This window comes from Roseovarius maritimus (assembly GCF_043355895.2).
GTDB lineage: Bacteria > Pseudomonadota > Alphaproteobacteria > Rhodobacterales > Rhodobacteraceae > Roseovarius > Roseovarius maritimus.
The window spans coordinates 414,964-435,932 of the sequence record NZ_JBHFPF020000002.1 but is presented as its reverse complement, the minus strand read 5'-3'; the positions used below and the strand labels follow the sequence as shown (position 1 = coordinate 435,932).

The window sequence follows — 20,969 nt, the reverse complement described above, 5'->3', positions numbered from 1 at the left end:
CCGAACATGCCAATGCATAACGCCGAAATCGCCGAGGTTTTCCGCAAGATGGCGAACCTTCTTGAAATCGACGGGGCCAACCAGTTTCGCGTGCGCGCCTACCGTACCGCGGCGGGCACGCTGTCCGGCTTGCCGCGGGATGTGGCCGGTATGATTGCCGAGGGGCAGGATCTGTCCGACTTGCCCGGCATTGGGGACGATCTGGCGGGCAAGATCGCGGAGCTTGTCGATACCGGCGCGCTGGAGGCGCTGCACGATGTCGAGACCCGCGTGCCGCCGGGCCTGTCCGACATGGTCCGGCTTCCCGGTCTTGGGCCCAAGAAGGTCAAGGCGTTGTTCGATGCGCTTGGCTTGGACAGCCTCGAGGCGTTGCGCAAGGCAGTAGAGGCCCGAAAAATCCGGGGCTTGCCCGGCTTCGGGGCAAAGTCCGAAGAGAAAATTCACATCGCACTGGACCGTTTCGAGCAGCAGGAAAAGCGATTTCGCCTGATGGATGCCGAGCATGTCGCCGAGCCGCTGATGGCATTCGTCAATGCGATCACCGGGGTCAAGCGGGCCACAATCGCGGGCAGTTTCCGGCGCAGCAAGGAAACCGTGGGCGATCTTGATATCCTTGTGACGGCGAAACGCGGGAATGATGTCACGCAGGCCTTCTCTGATTACGCCGAGGTCGAGGAGATTGTCAGTCAGGGCACCACCCGGTCCACGGCCATCCTGCGCTCGGGGCTGACCGTCGATCTGCGCGTGGTTGAGGAGGTAAGCTATGGTGCCGCCATGCTTTATTTTACCGGCTCGAAGGCGCATAACATCGCGCTGAGGCGGCGGGCGACGAGCAACGGTTGGAAGCTGAACGAGTATGGCCTGTTCGACGGGGTTGACCGTATCGCCGGGGAGAGCGAGGAGGGCGTCTACGGTAAGCTGGGTCTTCCCTTCATCGCCCCCATGCTACGCGAAAACCGTGGAGAGATTGCAGCCGCCGAGGCTGGCACCTTGCCGGATTTGGTGACATTGGCGAACATGCGCGGCGACCTGCATTGCCACACTACGGCCAGCGACGGCAAGTTCAGCATCCGCGCCATGGCCGAGGCCGCCAAGGACAAGGGATACGCGTATCTCGGCATTACCGATCACTCCCGCAGCCAGACCGTCGCGGGCGGGCTGAGCGCAGACGAACTTGCCGCCCAGATCGATGAGATCGACGCGCTCAACGCGGAGCTCGACGGGCTTCGCGTGCTGAAATCCAGCGAGGTCGATATCCTCCCGGATGGCAGTCTGGATTATCCGGACGACCTTCTGACGCGCCTGGACTACACCGTCTGCTCCATCCATTCCAATTTTGGCCTCTCCCGCGCAAAACAGACCCAGCGTGTGATCCGCGCCATGGACAATCCGCATTTCACCATCCTTGGGCACCCGACGGGGCGGCTGATCAACCAGCGCCCTGCCTACGCGATCGCGATGGAGGACGTGATGCTGGCGGCCAAGGAGCGGGGCCGTATTCTGGAACTCAACGGCCATCCCAGCCGGCTCGATCTTGACGATGCGCATTGCAAGATGGCGAAAGAGATCGGCGTGACTGTGGCCATCTCGACAGATGCCCATTCGGTAAACGGGCTGGAGATGATGCGCTTTGGCGTGGGACAGGCCGGGCGCGGCTGGCTTGAGGCGGGCGATGTGCTGAACACCCGCCCGCTGGATGCGCTGCTGGAGATGATCAAGCACTAGACGGCAGCCTTGCGCGCCGCTCCGCTCAATGAGCCAGTAGGACCGGAAACTCCGTCTGATCGACAACCGACCGCGTCGTACCGCCAAAGACGGCTTGGCGCAGACGCGAATGACCGAAGGCACCCATTACCACGAGATCGGCGCCGATCTCGGTGGAGCGTGTGTGGATGCATTTGCCGATCTCGTGTCCCCCGCTGGGATAGCTCTGAACGGTTACGTGGCAGCCATGATGGCTGAGCCACCTTGCAACATCGGATCCGGGATTCTCCCCAAACCGGTCTACAGACTCGACGGGGTCGAAAATCCCCACCGTGACCTCCTCGGCGGCGGTCAGCATGGGGAGGGCCGCATGAACGGCCCGCGCTGCCGGAATGCTCGTGTCCCAGGAAATGAAGGCGCGCGCCGGTCTCAGCGCCCTGCGGGAGGCGCCGGGGTTCAGAATGACGGCTGTGGAGGATTGGAACAACACGCCGTGAACCGCGCTGCCAAAGGTAATTTCCTGATCGCGCAGATCGTTTGATATGATTACCGCATCGAATGTCGATGCGTGTCGCCCGATGATGGATGGCAACGCCGCCTGATCGCATCCGAGAATGTCGACATCGCAATTCACACCGGCATCCGAAATACGCTTTTCCAGCCTTTTCGCATTGTCGGACAGATCGGCCTTGGCCTTTTCGATGTCTTTCTGCCAGGTCTTGGACATCAAGGGCATGCCGTAAAATCCCACGCCATCCGTGTAGACTTGCGGGCGGTGCTGCGCCTCCAGCACAAGAACCGAAACATGCGTTTCATCGGCGGCCGCCGTTTCCAGTACCGGATCAAGGTCCACGCCTTTGGCGGACCCGCCGACAAGCATAAGAACGCTGGCGTTTTTCATTGTCTTATCCCCTGGTGCATGGCTGATGCGCTTCCACTGTTTGCATCTTCGCAGCAATTGCAACCAATCCTAGTGCGGACAGCCGGATCACGAGTTGATCAGCATCAATATGTCAGCGCTTCGAGCAGACAACCGCCGTTGCGGGCAAGCCCACGGCGTGCTTGCACCTGCACATGTCTTGGCCGATTGTCCGGTGACGTCATTTCGACGCTCTGCAAAAAGGGGCCGGCGGTCTGCCGGAATTCAAGGTGTCGGGAAGCTTCGATCAGCAAGCCGGGGTGTCTGAATGAACATAATTGCGCTTGGATTTCTGGGCAGTCTGGCCGCGGGCCTGATGACCGCGATCGGTGCTTTGCCCATACTGATCGGAAGGACGGTTTCGCGCAAGGTGAATGACATTCTGCTCGGCTTCGCGGCCGGGGTCATGCTCTCGGCCTCGTATTTCTCCCTCATCCTCCCGGGTCTCGACATAGCGCGCGCGCAATACGGGGAGGGGATCATTCCGGGACTGATCGCGGTGGGCGGAATTCTTTTGGGCGCGGGCGCGATATCTCTTCTCAATGAAAGGCTGCCTCATCGCCATTTCGTCTCGGGGCTGGAAGGGCCGAGGGCCGAGTCTGTGCGGAAAATCTGGCTCTTCGTGATTGCGATAACGCTACACAATATCCCAGAGGGTCTTGCCGTCGGCGTCGGCTTTGGCGGTGGGGATATCGGCGCCGCGACGGCTCTTGCGGTTGGCATCGGATTGCAGAACGCGCCCGAAGGTTTGGCCGTGGCGCTGGCGCTGCATAGCGAAGGATACAAGAGCAGATTTGCCTTCCTGGTCGCTGCCGCCACCGGCTTGGTCGAACCGATTGCAGGTCTCCTAGGTGTCATCGCGATCAGCGTATCCGAGCTCCTTCTGCCCTGGGGACTGACCTTCGCGGCGGGGGCAATGCTCTACGTGATCAGCAATGAGATCATCCCCGAGACGCACCGCCACGGGCATCATAAGGGGGCGACTGCGGGCCTTATGGCCGGTGTCGTTGTGATGATGTTCATGGATGTCGTCTTTGGCTGAGCCTGCCCGGCGGGGTGAGCGCCGCCTGCGACGCGGCTTGGCCGCCGCAAATCATCGCCATCCGCCATGCCGGCCAGCGCGAAGCCACGCTTGACCACGGTCAAAAGCCATTCCTGCGTGGGGTGGTAAACTGAGATGGGTGGAGACAACTCGGTCAACCGGCGCGCTTCACACCGGAAAAATGGAGGCAAGCGATGAAACAGCATATTCTGGTTGCAACAGACGGGTCCGAGACAGCGCAGAAAGCTGTCACCATGGCGGCGGAGCTTGCGGCGAAATTCGATATTCCGCTGACGATCGGGCACGCGCTTCAATTCGGCAAGATTTCAAACGACCTGGTTCGCATGGCGGAGGCAGAGCATATCCTCGATTCCGTCAAATCCGCGTCCAAGATCGATTTCGACAAGATGCGGGAAGCGGAGAACCGCAATATCTTCAGCAGCTTCGATCCACCGTCGGACACGGTGCGGGCAATCACGCTGATCGGTGAAGAGCTCGTGAAGCGCGCGGCAGATCGTGCCAGAGACATCGGCGCCAGCAAGGTCGACACCCGGACAGTGGACGATGACCCTGCCAATGGCGTTCTGGAAATGGCGAAGGACGTCGGGGCCGACATGATCGTGATCGGTCATCGTGGCCTTGGCCGCGTTCGCAGCCTGCTGGTGGGAAGCGTGGCGCATAAGGTGAATAGTCACGCCACCTGCACGGTCGTGACGGTCCGGTGATGGACACGGGACGCCGCCGGCGGCTAAGCATTTGGGACGTTTGGCTTTAATAGAAGGCGCATGGCGTTTGCGCCTCCGGGGATAGGGCCGCTGCCCGTCCCCCGGAGAGGCAAGACGCCCTAGACGAGGCGCGAGGTTTCGACCGCGGCGCGCACGAAATCGCTGAAGAGGGGATGGGGCGCGAAGGGTTTGGATTTCAGCTCCGGGTGAAACTGCACCCCGATGAACCACGGATGATCCGCCCATTCGACGATCTCGGGCAGACGGCCATCGGGGGACATGCCCGAGAAATGGAGGCCGCATTCCTCCAGCTTCTCGCGATATTTGGTATCCACCTCATAGCGATGACGGTGGCGCTCCTCGATGGCGGTGGTGCCATAGATCTCGGCGACCCGGCTGCCCTCCTTGAGCGTGGCGTCATAGGCGCCGAGGCGCATGGTGCCGCCCTTGTCGTCGGTGACCTTGCGCTTGACCTTCTCGTTGCCCTGGATCCATTCCTTGAGATGGTAGATCACCGGCTCGAAACGGCGTACATCCGCCTCGTGGTCGAACTCTTCCGAGCCGGCCGTCTTGATGCCCGCGACGTTGCGCGCCGCCTCGATCACCGCCAGCTGCATGCCCAGGCAAATGCCCATATAGGGAATCTTGCGCTCGCGGGCGAACTGCGCGGCCTTGATCTTGCCTTCCGTGCCGCGCTCGCCAAAGCCGCCGGGCACGAGGATGGCGTGGAAGCCCTCTAGATGCAGCGCGGGGTCCTCGGTGTCGAAAACCTCGGCATCGACCCATTGAACATTCACCTTGACCCGGTTGGCCATGCCGCCATGAGTCAGCGCCTCCTTGATCGATTTATAAGCATCCTCAAGCTGGGTGTATTTGCCCACGATGGCGACATTCACTGCGCCGTCGGTATTGTGGATGCGATCGGCCACGTCCTGCCAGATGCTCAGATCCGGACGCGGAGCGGGCGCGATCTGGAACGCGTCGAGCACCGCCTGATCCAGCCCCTCACGGTGATAGGCCAGTGGCGCCTCGTAGATCGACTTGAGGTCATAGGCGGCCACCACGGCCTCCTTGCGCACGTTGCAGAAAAGGGCGATCTTCTCGCGCTCCTTTTCGGGGATCGGATGCTCGGACCGGCAGACGAGGATATCGGGCGCGATGCCGATGCTCTGCAACTCCTTGACGCTGTGCTGGGTCGGCTTGGTTTTCAGCTCGCCAGAGGCGGCCAGATAGGGCAGGAGCGTCAGGTGCATGAAGATGCATTGCCCGCGCGGCTGGTCATGGCTGAACTGGCGGATCGCCTCGAAGAAGGGCAGGCCCTCGATATCGCCCACCGTGCCGCCGATCTCGCAGAGCATGAAATCGACCTCGTCCTCGCCGATGGCCAAAAATTCCTTGATCTCGTTGGTGACGTGGGGAACCACTTGAATGGTTTTGCCCAGGTAGTCACCGCGTCGCTCTTTTTCCAGCACGTTTGAATAAATGCGCCCGGAGCTGACCGAGTCCGTCATGCGGGCGGGAACGCCGGTGAAACGCTCGTAATGGCCAAGGTCGAGATCGGTCTCGGCGCCGTCATCGGTGACGAAAACCTCGCCATGTTCGAACGGGCTCATCGTGCCGGGATCGACGTTCAGATACGGGTCCAGCTTGCGCAGCCGCACCGAGAAACCGCGTGCCTGCAAAAGCGCGCCGAGAGCAGCCGAGGCAAGGCCCTTGCCCAGAGATGAGACGACACCGCCGGTTATGAAGATGTAACGAGCCATTGGGTGGCGGTCCCCCCGTGTTTATGGGCCGCGCAATCGGGCCGGAAATCGTGCAAAATCGGCGTCAAAAAACCGCAGCACCACGGGACTTGAGCCATAGAGGATTCGGTGGCGGCGCGCAACCGCGCCGCAGCAGGATGATGGGCCGCATCCAGGCGGCCCGGATCATGTGATTGGATCAGTCGGCGGTCGGCAGAACCGGCGCGTCATCGCCCGCAGCGGGAGCCAGCGGCGCGGTCAAGCCTTCATCGGCCGGAGCCTCGTCGCGGGCTGGGGCATCCGTAATACGGTCAAGCACCGAAGAACCCGAGGAATTGCTGGCCGCGATCACCGTCAGCACCATCGAGGTGCAGATGAAGGCGCCTGCCAGGATCCACGTCACCTTGCCCATCGCCGTGCCGGACGAGCGGCCCGCCACGCGGCCGCCTGCGCCGCCACCGCCGCCCATGCCCAGCCCGCCCCCTTCGGAGCGTTGCAAAAGCACGGCGCCGATCAGCGACAGCGCCAAAAGCAGGTGGATGATGAGGATGACGTTTTCCATTGAGCGGCCTGCCGGATAGGGACATGTGAGAAACTCTTGCGCGGTATCTAGGGAATTTCCCGCGCCCCCGCAACCCGGCATCGCCCGCCGGGCGGCATCCCTGCTTAGTCGCCCACATCATCCATGTCGGATTGGCCCGAGAGGCGCCGGCGCAGATGGCTCCAGCTGAGGCCGATGCCAAGGACCAGCGACAGCGCGATCAGCGCCAGCCAGACAACCTGGGACGTGTCCCTGAGGCTCAGTAGCCCATAGTCATGCAGCACCCAAAGGCCCGCCGCGGTGATGGCCAGCACCATGGTCATGCCAACGCCCCCGATCGAACGCAGTGTCGCGCGCAAATAGACGACATACACCACCAGAAGCAGCAGCCCGGCCAGAACGACCAACGGCAACTGTTCGCCGTAGCTTTGCCGTGCCCAGACCACGTAATTCCAAGACGTGGGGTTGAACGTGACGGTCAGCAGCACGAAGGCGATCAGCCAGCGCAGCACGAATCCCATTGCATTCTCCTTCAGAGGCCCCTCACCTAGTGGGACATGGAGCGGTACGACTGTCCAGTGCCGTGCCCCGATTTAGAGGTTTCGCCCGCCACGGTGCGCCGCTATACCGACGCCGGTTTCAATCCGTAGTGACAAGAGGTCCGGCATGGCAAACGTGGTCGTCGTAGGCGCCCAGTGGGGTGACGAAGGCAAGGGCAAGATCGTCGATTGGCTGAGCGAGCGTGCCGATGTCATCGCGCGCTTTCAGGGCGGGCACAATGCCGGGCACACGCTGGTCGTGGATGGCAAAGTCTACAAGCTGAACGCGCTGCCCTCGGGTGTGGTGCGGGGCGGCAAGCTGTCGGTGATCGGCAATGGCGTGGTGCTGGACCCCTGGCATCTGGTGGCCGAGATCGAGAAGATTCGCGAGCAGGGCGTCGAGATTTCCCCCGCAACGCTGATGATCGCCGAGAACACGCCGCTCATCCTGCCGATCCACGGCGAGCTTGACCGCGCCCGCGAGGAAGCGGCCAGCAAGGGCACCAAGATCGGTACCACCGGGCGCGGCATCGGGCCGGCCTATGAGGACAAGGTGGGGCGCCGCTCGGTCCGGGTGGCGGACCTTGCGGATGCCGCCACGCTCGAGGCGCGGGTGGACCGCGCGCTGCAGCATCACGACCCGCTGCGCAAGGGTCTGGGGATCGAGGCGGTGGACCGCGACGCGCTGATCGCTCAACTGCAGGAGATCGCACCGGCGATCCTCGAATATGCCGCCCCCGTCTGGAAGGTGCTGAACGATCAGCGCAAGGCCGGCAAGCGCATCCTCTTTGAAGGGGCGCAGGGCGCGCTTCTGGATATCGACTTTGGCACCTATCCCTTCGTCACGTCCTCGAACGTGATCGCGGGGCAGGCGGCCACGGGCGTGGGCGTGGGGCCAGGGGCCATCAATTATGTGCTCGGCATCGTCAAGGCGTACACGACCCGCGTGGGCGAGGGCCCGTTCCCGACCGAACTCGATGATGCGAATGGCCAGCGCTTGGGCGAGCGCGGCCACGAGTTTGGCACCGTGACCGGGCGCAAGCGGCGATGTGGCTGGTTCGATGCGGCGCTGGTGCGCCAGACCTGCGCGACCTCGGGCGTCAAGGGTATCGCGCTGACCAAGCTGGACGTGCTCGACGGGTTCGAGACGCTGCGCATCTGCACGGGCTACGAGCTGGACGGCAAGACGCTGGACTACCTGCCGACCGCCGCCGATCAGCAAAGCCGCTGCAAGCCGATCTACGAAGAGATGCCCGGCTGGTCCGAGTCGACCGAAGGCGCACGCAGCTGGGCCGATCTGCCCGCCGGAGCGATCAAGTATGTGCGCCGTGTCGAGGAATTGATCGATTGCCCCGTCGCACTACTCTCTACCTCGCCCGAGCGCGAGGATACCATCCTGGTGACGGATCCTTTCGCGGATTGATCTGAGGAGGCGGCATGGCTGAGACACGGTTGAGCTACAAGGCGCGGCGGCGCTGGTCATTGGTGATCCTGCTGATCGGCCTGCCTGCCTATATCGTGGCGGCGATCAGCCTGATCGCGTGGCTGCCGGACCTGCCGGGCTTCGTGACATTCCTTGTCTATGTGATCGTCGGATTTGCCTGGATGCTGCCTCTGAAATTCGTGTTTCTCGGGATCGGCCAGGCAGACCCGGACGCGCCCGAGGGCGAGACCGGCGCCCGCTGATGCGCATTCTTGTTTATTCATTGCCAAGATGAAGTAGCGGCGGGGGGCAGAATTGCCGATCCGCGCAGAATTTGGCGGGAATTCATGGGACATCCGGGAATTCATGGGACGGACGCACGGCCATATCCTGTTCCAAGGGCCTGACTGCGGTCGATTTGCGCGAATCCCGAGGAATCAAGCGTGTGATTCCGGGCGGTGCCGCAATGTGATTTGCCTTGTTCCGGCAGAATTCAGGCCAAGTTCACGCTAAATCTGAAAAAAATCGGGATTTCGTGGGAAAAATATGGGTCACAATGCGTGACGCTAAATATGGTGGTTTGGGCGTGTTCTCAATCTAGGGAAAGCGTTTCATCACGTTTCTGTGTCACATGATCTTGTTTTGTACCCCTGTGGATAACTATATCCTGTAGCTGAAGCTGTTATTTTTTTATTGCGTCCCATGAATTCCCATGTCATCCCTATAAGCGTGATGAGGACGGGACGAAGACAAGGGACACCAAACGATCCCGAACAAAACAACCAAAGTCAGGTTTCATACAGGCATCCGCCTTCATCCGAAACGAAGAGATCCGGCGCGCAGCGAGCAGACATCCCCCCAGGTGGCGCGCGTAGCTGGACACCCCGCAGATGCGGGACGAGGGCGGCGGATCGAGCAGTGGCAGCAGCTCGATCCGTCGTTTTCGTTTGAGCGACAAGTACGACAAGCGAAGCAGGGCAAGGGACGCCGAGCGTGGCACGCAGGTTCAGAGGCGAAAGCCATCACAAGGTGGATGCGAAGGGCAGGGTCTCGATCCCGGCCCTTTTTCGCCGTGTGATCGAAGCCTCGGATCCGAACTGGACCGAAGGCCTCGCGCCCGAACTGGTCATTGTCTATGGCGATCATCGCCGCAATTACCTGGAATGCTACACCGTCGAGGCCATCGACGAGGTGGACGCCAAGATCGACGCGATGCCACGCGGCTCGATGGAGCGCAAGATGCTGCAGCGCCTCTTTCACGGCCAGTCCTTTCCCACCACTGTGGATGATACCGGGCGCCTCGTGCTGCCCGCCAAGCTGCGCGCGAAGATCGGCCTCGAAGGTGAAGCGTTCTTTATCGCCGCGGGCGATACGTTCCAGATCTGGAAGCCCGAGACATACGAGGCCGAAGAGGCCGCGAAGACCGAGGAGTGGCTGGACGAGCTCCCTGACGATTTCGACCCGCTGATCTTCCTGGACGGGGCCAAGGGGGAATAGGCGATGTCGACGGCTGCCACACCCTCCGATGATGCTCCTCATATCCCCGTTCTGATCGCGCCGCTGATTGAGGCGGCATCGCCGATCGCCGGCACATGGCTGGATGGCACACTGGGCGCGGGCGGATATACGCGCGCGCTGCTGGAGGCGGGGGCGTCCAAGGTGATCGGCGTGGACCGCGATCCGGCCGCGCTGAAGATGGCCGAGGTCTGGGCAGCGCCGTACGGAAACCGTGTTGAACTGGTCGAGGGCGTGTTCTCGCGCCTCGATGAATTTGCAAGCGATCTGGACGGCGTCGTGTTGGACCTTGGCGTCAGCTCGATGCAATTGGACCAGGCGCAGCGCGGTTTTTCCTTCATGCGCGACGGGCCGCTGGACATGCGGATGAGCCAGGAGGGACCGACCGCCGCCGATCTGGTCAACACCGCCGAAGAAAGTGAGTTGGCCGATATTCTCTATCTTTATGGAGAAGAGCGGGCGAGTCGCCGGATCGCCAAGGCCATCGTCCGCAAGCGCGCCGAGGTGCCGATCGTCTCGACCTTGCAACTGGCCGAGATCATAGAGAAATGCCTTCCACGCTCGAAGCCCGGTCAGGCCCATCCTGCGACGCGCAGCTTTCAGGCGATCCGCATCGCGGTGAATGATGAATATGGCGAATTGATCGGAGGGCTGGAGGCGGCCGAGCGCGCGCTGAAGCCTGGGGGGGCGCTGGCGGTCGTGACCTTTCATTCGATCGAGGATCGCATGGTCAAACGTTTCCTGCAGGACCGCTCGGATGGGGGCGGGGGCGGTAGCCGCCACGCGCCCGCCCAAGAGGCGCGCCCGCGCCAGTTCACACTGACCAGTCGCAAGGCGATCACCGCAGACAAGGATGAACTTGCGGTCAATCCGCGGTCGCGCAGCGCAAAGCTGCGGGTCGCGTTCCGCACGGATGCGGCACCGGGCGTGACAGACCGCAAGGCACTGGGCATGCCATTGCTCAAAGGGGGGAAGTGATGCGCAGTTTTTTCTACGTTCTCAGTGCACTGGCCGTGATCGGCCTGGCCTATTGGGCCTATCACGAGAATTACCGCACGCAGGCCGCCATCAGCCATGCCGAACGGCTGGAGGGGCAGATCGCCACCGCGCGCCAGCGTCTGCGCGTGCTCAATGCCGAATGGGCCTATCTCAACCGCCCCGCGCGCCTGCGGGAGCTGGCGGATATCAACTTTGACCGTCTTGGTCTCATGCCGCTGGAGGCGCAGCAGTTTGGCCGGATCGACGATGTGGATTACCCGCCCGAGACGGATCTGCGCATCGACTTTTCCGGCTCGGTCGAGGTGACCAACCAGCCTTCCGAGGAGGTGGCAGAATGATCCGCACGCCGCTGCGCCCGCTGGCGCGTATCCTGCCCGCTCGCGCCAAGGGCGAAAATCCCGACGCAATCGAGCGCGAGAATATCCGCCTGCGTCACGAGGCCATGCGCGACAAGGCGCGCCGCCGCGCCGAGGGGCGCCTCCTGGTGCTGGGGGCGACATTTTTCTGCGCCTTCGCCGTGATCGGCCTGCGCATGGGCGTTCTGGCCCAGACCGAGCCTGCCGAGCCGCGCACAAGCGCGGCGGGTGCGGGCATCCTCGCGCAGCGCGCTGATATCGTGGACCGCGCCGGGCGCATCCTGGCGACGAATTTCGACACGCACAGCCTCTATGCGCAGCCGCAGCAGATGATCGAACCTGAAAAGGCGGCCAAGGCGCTGGTCCAGATTTTCCCGGATCTCAAGGAAGATCGCCTGCTCAAGGATTTCTCAGGCAAGCGCAAGTTCCTGTGGATCAAGAAGAAGATCAGCCCCGAGCAGATGCAGGCCGTGCATGATATCGGCGAGCCGGGGCTTCTCTTTGGTCCGCGCGAGATGCGCCTTTATCCCAACGGCACATTGGCCGCGCATGTTCTGGGCGGTGCCGGCTTTGGCCGTGAGGGGGTACATGCCGCCGAGGTGATCGGCGTCGCGGGCATCGAGAAATACTTTGACGACCGCCTGCGCGATCCGGCGCAGAACCATCAGCCGCTGACCCTGTCGCTGGATCTGCCGGTGCAGGCCGCGGTCGAGCGTGTGCTGGCGGGCGGCATGAGCATCATGAACGCCAAGGGCGCCGCTGCCGTGCTGATGGATGTGCAGACGGGCGAGGTGATCTCGATCGCGTCGCTGCCGGATTTCGACCCCAACGATCGCCCGCGCCCTCTGGTGCAGGGCAATGCGGCGGATAGCCCGCTTTTCAACCGGGCGGTTCAGGGGGTCTATGAGCTGGGCTCGACCTTCAAGATCTTCACCACGGCGCAGGCGATGCAGCTGGGGCTGGTCAGCCCCTCGACGATCATCGACGCGACCCCGCCGATGCGTGTCGGCGGCTTTCCCATCGGTGAATTCAACCGCAAGAATTACGGCATGATCAGTGTCTCGGATGTGATCGTGCACAGCTCGAACCGGGGCACGGGGCGCATCGCGCTGGGCATCGGGGCCGAGCGTCAGCAAGAGTTCCTGAAATCACTCGGCTTTTTCAAGCCCGTCGATTTCGAGATGATCGAGGCGAGCGGCGGCCAGCCTCTCTTGCCCAGGCGCTGGACCGAGCTTTCGACCGTGACCATTTCCTATGGCCATGGCCTGTCATCCAGTCCGCTGCATCTGGCCGCAGGCTATGCCGCTATCGCCAATGGCGGGCGCTACATCAAGCCGACATTGCTCAAGCAGGACGGCCCGCAGATGGGCGAGCGGGTCATGTCCGCCGCCGTCGCCGCCGAATCGCGCAAGATGTTGCGCGCGGTGGTGACCAACGGCACCGCCTCCATGGGCGAGGTGCCCGGCTACAAGGTCGGCGGCAAGACCGGCACGGCGGACAAGCCCAAGGAAAACGGCGGCGGTTATTACGAGGACAAGGTGATCGCCACCTTCGCCTCGATGTTCCCGGCGGATGATCCGAAATACGTGCTGGTTGTGACGCTGGACGAGCCGGTCGAGACATCCGGAGACAAGCCGCGCCGGACGGCGGGCTGGACAGCGGTGCCGGTCTCGTCCGAGATCGTGGCGCGCGTGGCACCCCTCTTGGGCCTGCGTCCCGAGATTGAACAGACTCCCTTGACTGATATAAAGCTGACATCCATGGCAGACGGCGACTAGGCAGCAGACGAGGCGAGCGAACGATGAGCGGCGGGCAGGCAAAGACATTGGCGCAGCTGGGGCTCGCGGCCACAGGCGGCGCGCAGGCCGAGGTTACCGGGCTGGTCATCGACAGCCGCCAGGTGCGCGACGGTAGCCTCTTTGCCGCGCTGCCGGGCACGCGGGTGCATGGCGGCGAATTTATCCAATACGCGTTGCGCATGGGCGCGTCTGCCATCCTCACTGATGCCGAAGGCGCGCGGATCGCCAAGGATGTGCTCGCCGGTTCCAGCGCTGCGCTGGTCGTCACCGAGGACGCGCGCGCCGCCCTCTCCTGCGCCGCCGCGCTCTGGTTCGGCGCGCAGCCCGAGGTGATGGTGGCCGTTACCGGCACCAACGGCAAGACATCCGTCGCCAGTTTCACGCGGCAGATCTGGCAGGCGATGGGCCTGGAGGCGATCAACGTGGGCACGACCGGCGTCGAGGGCAGTTACGCCGCGCCTCTGGCCCATACCACGCCTGATGCAGTCACCCTGCACAAGGTGCTGGCCGAAGCCGCCCATGCGGGTATCACCCATGCCGCAATGGAGGCATCGAGCCACGGCCTCGATCAGCGCCGGCTCGACGGGGTGCAACTGGTCGCCGCCGCGTTCACCAATTTCAGCCAGGACCACCTGGATTATCACCACACGTTCGAGGCCTATTTCGATGCCAAGGCGGCGCTCTTCACCCGCGTTTTGCCGGAGGGCGGCGTGGCCGTGATCAACATGGATGATCCCAAAGGTGCCGAGATTGCGGATCTGGCCGAGGCGCGCGGCCAGGACGTTCTGCGCGTCGGGCGGCACAACACGGCGCAGCTGCGCTTGCTCAGTCAGCGGTTCAACCCGACGGGGCAATCGCTGCGCTTTTCGTGGCTCGATGAGATCAACCAAGTCGATCTGCCGCTGATCGGCGGGTTTCAGGGGGAAAATCTGCTTGTGGCCGCAGGCCTTGCCATCGGCGCGGGCGCCGACGCCAACCGCGTGTTTCAGGTGCTGCCCGAGGTGCAGACGGTGCGGGGCCGGATGCAGCTTGCAGCGACGCGGCGCAGCGGCGCGGCGGTTTTTGTGGATTTCGCGCATACGCCCGATGCCGTCGCCACCGCGATCGAGGCGCTGCGTCCGCATGTTATGGGCCTCCTCGTTGCCATCATCGGCGCGGGTGGCGACCGCGATGCGAAGAAACGCCCCCTGATGGGGCAGGCGGCCGCCCGCCATGCCGATCTGGTCATCGTCACCGATGACAACCCGCGCAGCGAAGATCCCAGCGCGATCCGCGCCGCCGTGATGGAGGGCTGCCCCGAGGCCGCCAATGTCGGCGACCGTGCCGAAGCGATCCTGCGCGGCGTCGATGCGCTGGGGCCGGGGGATGCCCTGCTCATTCTCGGCAAGGGGCATGAGACGGGCCAGACGGTGGGCGCCGATGTGCTACCCTTCGACGATGCCGAGCAGGCCAGCGTCGCGGTCATGGCTCTCGATTCAGCCCAAGCGGGGGAAGGCGCGTGACCCTCTGGACGGCTTCGGAAGCCGCTGCCGCCACCGGGGGGCGCATTCAGGGCGATTGGGCGGTGAATGGCGTGTCCATCGACACGCGCACGCTGGCGCCCGGCGATCTCTTCGTTGCCCTCAGCGCCGCGCGCGACGGGCATGAGTTTGTCGCGCAGGCGCTGAAGGCGGGCGCCGCCGCCGCGATGGTCAGCCGCCTGCCCGCGGCCGTCGCGCCCGATGCGCCGCTTCTTATCGTGCCGGAAGTGCTGGAGGCGCTGGGCGCGCTGGGCCGCGCTGGGCGCGCGCGGACAGAGGCGCGCGTCGTTGCGGTCACCGGATCGGTGGGCAAGACCTCGACCAAGGAAATGCTGCGCGATGTGCTCTCGGTTCAGGGCCGCACCCATGCCGCCGAGGCCAGCTACAACAACCATTGGGGCGTGCCACTGACCCTTGCGAGGATGCCGCAGGACACCGAATTTGCCGTGATCGAGATCGGGATGAATCATCCCGGCGAGATCGGCCCGCTGAGCAAGATGGCGCGCCCTCATGTGGCGATGATCACCACCGTCGCCGCCGCCCATCTGGAGGCGTTCGACAATATCGAGGGCATCGCCCATGAAAAGGCAGCCATCTTCGAAGGGCTGGAGCCCGCCGGCACTGCGATCATCAATGCCGATCTGCCCACGACGCCGATCCTGGTCGAGGCGGCCAAACGGGCGGGCGCGCGTATCGTGCCCTTCGGCATCGCCAGTGACATGTATCACTTGGACGATGTCAGTCTTAACAATGACCGCACCATCGTGCGGGCCAATCTGGGCGGCACGCCCGTAATCTTCAAGATCAGCTCGGCCGGGCGGCATTTCGCGATGAATGGCTTGGGCGTGCTGGCCGCCTGCGAGGCGCTGGGCGCCGATACGGGCCTTGCCGCGCCCGACCTGGCCCGCTGGCAGCCGCCAGCCGGGCGCGGCACGCGCGAGGTGCTGGAACTGGACAGTGGCGATGAGGAGTGGACGCTGGACCTGATCGACGACGCCTTCAACGCCAATCCCACCTCCATGGCGGCCGCACTCGAGGTGCTGGCCGCCAGCACGCCGCGCGACAATATCGGTCGGATTGCCAAGGGCCGGCGCATCGCCATCCTCGGCGACATGCTGGAGTTGGGCGAGGGCGAGGGCGAGATGCACCGCGCTCTGGTGGACCTGCCTTATATGGCTGCACTGACCACCGTGCACTGCGTCGGCCCCCGCATGCGCGCGCTTTGGAAGGCACTACCGCGCGCCCAAAGAGGGCAATGGTACGAGACGGCAGAGGAACTGGCGCTCAAGGTGCATGGCGTGATAGACGCGGGCGATGTGCTGCTGATCAAGGGATCGAAAGGCAGCAAGGTGAGTGTCATTGTCGACGCTCTGCGCAAATCGGGGCGGGCAAACCGCTCTCAGACGAGGGATGATTGAATGTTCTACTGGCTCACCGCCCTGTCCGATGGTGGCGATTTCTTCAATCTCTTCCGTTACATCACCTTTCGCACTGGCGGTGCCTTCCTGACGGCGCTGATTTTCGGTTTCCTCTTTGGCCCGCCCCTGATCAACGTCCTGCGCAAGCGTCAGGGCAAGGGCCAGCCGATCCGCACCGACGGCCCCGAGGGGCATTTCACCAAGGCGGGTACGCCGACGATGGGCGGCCTTCTGATCGTGGGCGCGCTGCTGACCTCGACGCTGCTCTGGGCGCGGCTGGACAACCCTTTCATCTGGCTGGTTCTTTTCGTCACGATGAGCTTTGGCGCCATCGGGTTTGCCGATGACTACGCGAAAGTCTCCAAGCAGAACCACAAGGGCGTGCCGGGCAAACTACGCCTCGCGCTTGGTTTTCTCATCGCTGCCATCGCGTCCTATTGGGCGTCGGCCTATCACCCCGAGCCGCTGCAATATCAACTGGCGCTGCCCGTCTTCAAGGACACGCTGATCAATCTGGGCGTCTTCTTCGTGCCGTTCTCCATGATCGTGATCGTCGGCGCGGCCAATGCGGTGAACCTCACGGATGGCCTCGATGGGCTTGCCATCATGCCTGTAATGATCGCCTCGGCCACTTTGGGCGTGATCGCCTATGTTGTCGGCCGCGTCGATTTCACCGAATATCTGGACGTGCATTATGTCGATGGCACGGGCGAGATCCTGATCTTCGTCGCTGGTCTTGTTGGCGGCGGCCTCGGATTTTTGTGGTACAACGCACCACCTGCCGCTGTCTTCATGGGCGATACCGGTTCGCTCGCCCTTGGCGGCGCGCTGGGTGCGATTGCCGTCGCGACCAAGCACGAGATTGTTCTGGCCATTGTCGGTGGTCTTTTTGTCGTCGAGGCGCTCAGCGTCATCATCCAGGTGCTCTATTTCAAGCGCACGGGCAAGCGCGTATTCCTGATGGCCCCGATCCATCATCATTACGAAAAGAAGGGCTGGGCCGAGCCGCAGATCGTCATCCGCTTCTGGATCATCGCGCTCATTCTCGCGATGATCGGTCTGGCGACGCTCAAGGTGCGCTAGGCGATGATCCCGGTTCGCGGATATGAGGGCGCGCGCGTGGCGGTGCTGGGCCTTGGCCGGTCGGGCTTGTCGGCGGCGCGCAGCCTTGAGGCGGGGGGCGCGCAGCCGGTCTGCTGGGATGATAACGAGGCCGCGCGCACCAAGGCCGAGGAATACGGGCTGGAGGTGCTGGACCTGAGCGCCGAGGGCGCGTTTCACAGCATTGCCTGCCTGATCGTCAGCCCCGGCATCCCGCATCTCTACCCCGCGCCCAACCGCATCGTCGCGGCCGCCCAGACGGCGGGCGTGCCAGTGGATAACGACATCGGGCTCTTCTTTCGCAGCTTTGCGGGCGCGGAGTGGAATGATTTCGACCAGCCGCCGCGCGTCATCGCCGTCACCGGATCGAATGGCAAATCTACCACCTCGGCGCTGATCCACCATATTTTGTCCGAGGCCGGGCGCGATGCGCAGCTGGCGGGCAATATCGGGCGGGGCGTGCTGGATATCGACCCGCCTCAGGATGGCGGCGCGGTGGTGCTGGAGCTGTCGAGCTATCAGACCGAACTGGCGCGCGCCCTGACGCCCGATATCGCGATCTTCACCAATCTATCCCCCGATCACCTTGATCGACACGGCGGCCTCGGCGGCTATTTCGCGGCCAAACGTCGCCTCTTTGCCGAGGGCGGGCCGGACCGCGCCATCATCGGCGTGGACGAGGTCGAGGGACGCTTCTTGGCCGGGCAGCTGAGTGAGAGCGCAGCGGATGATCGGGTCATGCGCATTTCGGTGGTCGATAAGCTGACCGGGCCAGGCTGGAACATCTTCGCGCGCAAAGGGTTCCTGTCGGAATATCGCAAGGGCCGGCAGGCGGGAAGCATAGATCTGCGCCCCATCAAGGGGCTGCCGGGCGCGCATAACCACCAGAACGCCTGCGCCGCCTATGCCGCCTGCCGTGCGATGGGCCTTGCCCCGCGTGTGATCGAGCAGGCCATGCATTCCTATCCCGGCCTGCCGCATCGCAGCCAAGTGATCGCCGAGGCGCATGGCGTGACTTACGTCAATGACAGCAAGGCGACCAACGTCGATAGCGCCCTCAAGGCTCTGCAGGCGTTTCCGTCGATCCGCTGGATCTGTGGCGGGCTGGAGAAGGAGGGCGGGCTGAGCGCGCTGGCCCCCGCACTGGGCAATGTCGCCTGCGCCTATGTCATCGGGCGCGAGGCCGCGCATTTCGCCATGCAGCTTGAGGGCATCGAGGCGCAGGTCTGCACCACAATGGCCGAGGCCGTGCGCCGCGCCCACACTGAGGCGCAGCCGGGCGATACCGTGCTGCTGGCCCCGGCCGCGGCCAGCTTTGACCAGTACGACAGTTTCGAGAAACGTGGTGAGGATTTTGCCACCTGCGTGGCGGCGGCACTCGGCTCTGGTCAATAGCGGCCGCGCGCGCTATCTCGGGCGGCGAACGTTTCCAGAGATTTCGTGGGGGTCACATGCCCGATAGCACAGCCTACAGAACGCCCGGCCCGGTTGAAGCCGACCTGCGCACGGCCATGTCGAGCACTGAAGAGATCATCGCCGAGGCGCGCGCGGGCCGGATGTTCATCCTTGTCGATCATGAGGATCGCGAGAATGAGGGCGATCTGGTGGTGGCCGCCGAGTTCGCGACGCCCGAGGCGATCAACTTCATGGCAACCCATGGCCGCGGCCTGATTTGCCTGCCGATGACGGCCGAGCGGGTGGACCGGCTGGGCCTGCCAATGATGGCCGTCAACAATTCCTCGCGTCACGAGACGCCCTTTACCGTGTCGATCGAGGCGCGCGAGGGCGTCAGCACAGGTATCTCCGCGCCCGACCGCGCGCATACCGTGGCCACCGCGATCAATGAGCAGAACACGATGGCCGCGCTGGCGACGCCCGGTCATATCTTTCCGCTGCGCGCGCGGCAGGGCGGCGTGTTGGTGCGCGCCGGCCATACCGAGGCTGCGGTCGATATCGCGCGGCTGGCGGGGTTGAACCCCTCGGGCGTGATTTGCGAGATCATGAAGGCTGATGGTACCATGGCGCGCCTGCCCGATCTAATCGAGTTCGCCAAGGAACATGGGCTGAAAATCGGCACGATCAGCGATCTGATCGCCTACCGGCACAAGCATGATAACCTCGTGCGCGAGCTGCGCCGTGAAAAGGTGACCGCCCATATCGGGGGGACATGGGAAATGCGCATCTTTGCGGATCAGATCAGCGGGACCGAGCATGTCGTGCTGGTCAAGGGCGATCTGGATGATGGCGCGCCGGTGCTGGCGCGCACGCACGCTCTCAACGCGCTGGAGGATGTGCTGGGCATCGGCGGCGCGCCCGCGGGCAAGCTGCGCAGTGCGATGCAGATCATCGCGGACGAGGGGCGCGGTGCGATCTTCCTTTTCCGCCAGCCCCGGCCCGAACTGGCAGAAGAGCTGGACGAGGACGGCCCCCGCACGATCAAACATACCGGTCTTGGCGCGCAGATCATGTCGACAATGGGCATTCACGAGCTGATCCTCGTCACCGACAATCCCGAGACGCGCTATCTGGGCCTCGACGCCTACGGCATCTCGATCACGGGCACGCGCCCGCTCAGCAAAGGATAAGGCAATGGCCGGCACCGAATACATCATGCCCCGCGCAGAACTATCGAAGCCCGCGAAACTGCTGATTGCCGTCGCGCCCTTCTACCGTGATATCGCAGACAATCTGATCAAGGGCGCCGTGGCCGAGATTGAGGCAACGGATGCTACCTACGATCTGATCGAAGTGCCCGGCGCGCTGGAGTTGCCCACGGCCATCGGTATCGCCGAGCGGCTCAGCAATTTCGACGGTTATGTTGCCCTCGGCTGCGTCATTCGCGGCGAGACAACGCATTACGAGACGGTGTGCAGCGATTCCAGCCGCGGCATTACCCTGTTGGGTCTGCAAGGGGTCTGCATCGGTAACGGTATTCTGACGGTCGAGAACCGCGATCAGGCCGAGGTGCGTGCCGATCCCGCGCGCATGAACAAGGGGGCAGGGGCCGCCGCCGCCGCCTTGCATCTGATCGCGCTGACCCGTAAATGGGGCGCTCCGCGCAAGGGCGTCGGCTTTATGCCCAGTGCGGACGAACTGCAGATCGCAGGCAAACCCAAGGATACTCCCTCGGCATGACAGACGCGGCATCTATTTCCGGCAACCAGAAGCGCAAGATGCGCTCGGCCGCGCGGCTTTATGCCGTGCAGGCGCTGTTCCAGATGGAGCATTCGGACCAGAATGTGAATTCCGTCTACCTGGAGTTTCTCGATCATCGTTTCGGCGCGGAATTCGATGACGAGACGGACATGATCGAGGGGGATCAGGATCATTTTCGCATGGTTCTGGACCGCGCCGTCGATCAGCAGCGGCCCATCGACCAGATGACCGACCGCGCGCTGGTGGCCAAATGGCCGATCGCGCGGATCGACCCGACCCTGCGCGCGCTCTTTCGCGCCGCCGGCGCCGAGTTTCTGGGCGATGAGACGCCCCCGCGGGTGATCATCACAGAGTATGTCGATGTCGCGACCAGCTTCTTTCCCGAGGGCAAGGAGCCGAAATTCGTCAATGCGGTGCTGGATCACATGGCGCGCGAGGCGCGGCCCGAGGCGTTTTAGAGCGCACTCAGC

Annotated in this window: 20 protein-coding genes; 16 read left to right on the top strand and 4 right to left on the bottom strand. The window is 63.6% G+C overall.

Annotation, left to right across the window (positions count from 1 at the left end):
- Window positions 1–6 precede the first annotated feature (6 nt).
- The gene (gene polX, locus ACEWPM_RS06965; RefSeq protein WP_393963360.1) at window positions 7–1,725 is read left to right on the top strand and encodes a DNA polymerase/3'-5' exonuclease PolX; all 1,719 of its coding nucleotides are present in this window, start codon (window positions 7–9) and stop codon (window positions 1,723–1,725) included.
- 25 nt (window positions 1,726–1,750) lie between these two features.
- On the opposite strand, the gene ACEWPM_RS06960 is transcribed toward polX, so the two are convergent.
- Entirely contained in the window at window positions 1,751–2,605 is an 855-nt protein-coding gene (locus ACEWPM_RS06960; RefSeq protein ID WP_393963361.1) for a universal stress protein, read from the bottom strand.
- Between the two features lie 286 nt (window positions 2,606–2,891).
- Here ACEWPM_RS06960 and ACEWPM_RS06955 point away from each other — a divergent pair, with 286 nt between their 5' ends.
- Window positions 2,892–3,665, top strand: coding sequence for a ZIP family metal transporter (locus ACEWPM_RS06955; protein ID WP_393963362.1), 774 nt, complete (start codon window positions 2,892–2,894; stop codon window positions 3,663–3,665).
- Window positions 3,666–3,859: 194 nt separating this feature from the next.
- Window positions 3,860–4,390, top strand: coding sequence for a universal stress protein (locus ACEWPM_RS06950; protein ID WP_393963363.1), 531 nt, complete (start codon window positions 3,860–3,862; stop codon window positions 4,388–4,390).
- A 119-nt stretch (window positions 4,391–4,509) separates the two neighbouring features.
- On the opposite strand, the gene ACEWPM_RS06945 is transcribed toward ACEWPM_RS06950, so the two are convergent.
- From ACEWPM_RS06945 to ACEWPM_RS06935, 3 genes are all read right to left on the bottom strand, one after another.
- Complete coding sequence (locus ACEWPM_RS06945; RefSeq protein WP_393963364.1) at window positions 4,510–6,153, bottom strand: CTP synthase; 1,644 nt, start codon at window positions 6,151–6,153, stop codon at window positions 4,510–4,512.
- A 178-nt stretch (window positions 6,154–6,331) separates the two neighbouring features.
- Window positions 6,332–6,694, bottom strand: a complete 363-nt coding sequence (gene secG / locus ACEWPM_RS06940) for a preprotein translocase subunit SecG (RefSeq protein ID WP_393963365.1) — start codon at window positions 6,692–6,694, stop codon at window positions 6,332–6,334.
- 104 nt (window positions 6,695–6,798) lie between these two features.
- Window positions 6,799–7,194: a DUF6524 family protein gene (locus ACEWPM_RS06935; protein ID WP_393963366.1), complete on the bottom strand. Its 396-nt coding sequence runs from the start codon at window positions 7,192–7,194 to the stop codon at window positions 6,799–6,801.
- 145 nt (window positions 7,195–7,339) lie between these two features.
- Here ACEWPM_RS06935 and ACEWPM_RS06930 point away from each other — a divergent pair, with 145 nt between their 5' ends.
- From ACEWPM_RS06930 to nusB, 13 genes are all read left to right on the top strand, one after another.
- Window positions 7,340–8,635 carry an adenylosuccinate synthase gene (locus ACEWPM_RS06930; RefSeq protein WP_393963367.1) on the top strand — a complete coding sequence of 432 codons (1,296 nt, stop codon included), beginning with the start codon at window positions 7,340–7,342 and terminating at the stop codon, window positions 8,633–8,635.
- Window positions 8,636–8,649: 14 nt separating this feature from the next.
- Window positions 8,650–8,898 carry a DUF2842 domain-containing protein gene (locus ACEWPM_RS06925; RefSeq protein WP_393963368.1) on the top strand — a complete coding sequence of 83 codons (249 nt, stop codon included), beginning with the start codon at window positions 8,650–8,652 and terminating at the stop codon, window positions 8,896–8,898.
- A 730-nt stretch (window positions 8,899–9,628) separates the two neighbouring features.
- On the top strand, window positions 9,629–10,132 hold the full coding sequence (mraZ, locus tag ACEWPM_RS06920) for a division/cell wall cluster transcriptional repressor MraZ (RefSeq protein WP_393963369.1): 504 nt from the start codon (window positions 9,629–9,631) through the stop codon (window positions 10,130–10,132).
- Window positions 10,133–10,135: 3 nt separating this feature from the next.
- Window positions 10,136–11,128, top strand: coding sequence for a 16S rRNA (cytosine(1402)-N(4))-methyltransferase RsmH (gene rsmH, locus ACEWPM_RS06915; RefSeq protein WP_393963370.1), 993 nt, complete (start codon window positions 10,136–10,138; stop codon window positions 11,126–11,128).
- Window positions 11,128–11,487, top strand: a complete 360-nt coding sequence (ftsL, locus tag ACEWPM_RS06910; protein WP_393963371.1) for a cell division protein FtsL — start codon at window positions 11,128–11,130, stop codon at window positions 11,485–11,487. The genes rsmH and ftsL overlap by 1 nt, the downstream gene beginning before the upstream one ends.
- Entirely contained in the window at window positions 11,484–13,283 is a 1,800-nt protein-coding gene (locus tag ACEWPM_RS06905; RefSeq protein ID WP_393963372.1) for a peptidoglycan D,D-transpeptidase FtsI family protein, read from the top strand. The genes ftsL and ACEWPM_RS06905 overlap by 4 nt, the downstream gene beginning before the upstream one ends.
- Window positions 13,284–13,306: 23 nt before the next feature.
- Window positions 13,307–14,806 carry a UDP-N-acetylmuramoyl-L-alanyl-D-glutamate--2,6-diaminopimelate ligase gene (locus ACEWPM_RS06900; RefSeq protein ID WP_393963373.1) on the top strand — a complete coding sequence of 500 codons (1,500 nt, stop codon included), beginning with the start codon at window positions 13,307–13,309 and terminating at the stop codon, window positions 14,804–14,806.
- Window positions 14,803–16,242: a UDP-N-acetylmuramoyl-tripeptide--D-alanyl-D-alanine ligase gene (locus tag ACEWPM_RS06895; protein ID WP_393963374.1), complete on the top strand. Its 1,440-nt coding sequence runs from the start codon at window positions 14,803–14,805 to the stop codon at window positions 16,240–16,242. The genes ACEWPM_RS06900 and ACEWPM_RS06895 overlap by 4 nt, the downstream gene beginning before the upstream one ends.
- Entirely contained in the window at window positions 16,243–17,325 is a 1,083-nt protein-coding gene (gene mraY / locus ACEWPM_RS06890; RefSeq protein WP_393963375.1) for a phospho-N-acetylmuramoyl-pentapeptide-transferase, read from the top strand.
- A gap of 3 nt (window positions 17,326–17,328) precedes the next feature.
- Window positions 17,329–18,738: a UDP-N-acetylmuramoyl-L-alanine--D-glutamate ligase gene (murD, locus tag ACEWPM_RS06885; protein WP_393963376.1), complete on the top strand. Its 1,410-nt coding sequence runs from the start codon at window positions 17,329–17,331 to the stop codon at window positions 18,736–18,738.
- Window positions 18,739–18,794: 56 nt separating this feature from the next.
- Complete coding sequence (gene ribB / locus ACEWPM_RS06880) at window positions 18,795–19,928, top strand: 3,4-dihydroxy-2-butanone-4-phosphate synthase (protein ID WP_393963377.1); 1,134 nt, start codon at window positions 18,795–18,797, stop codon at window positions 19,926–19,928.
- 4 nt (window positions 19,929–19,932) lie between these two features.
- Entirely contained in the window at window positions 19,933–20,478 is a 546-nt protein-coding gene (locus ACEWPM_RS06875) for a 6,7-dimethyl-8-ribityllumazine synthase (protein ID WP_393963378.1), read from the top strand.
- Entirely contained in the window at window positions 20,475–20,957 is a 483-nt protein-coding gene (gene nusB / locus ACEWPM_RS06870) for a transcription antitermination factor NusB (protein WP_393963379.1), read from the top strand. The genes ACEWPM_RS06875 and nusB overlap by 4 nt, the downstream gene beginning before the upstream one ends.
- Window positions 20,958–20,969 lie beyond the last annotated feature (12 nt).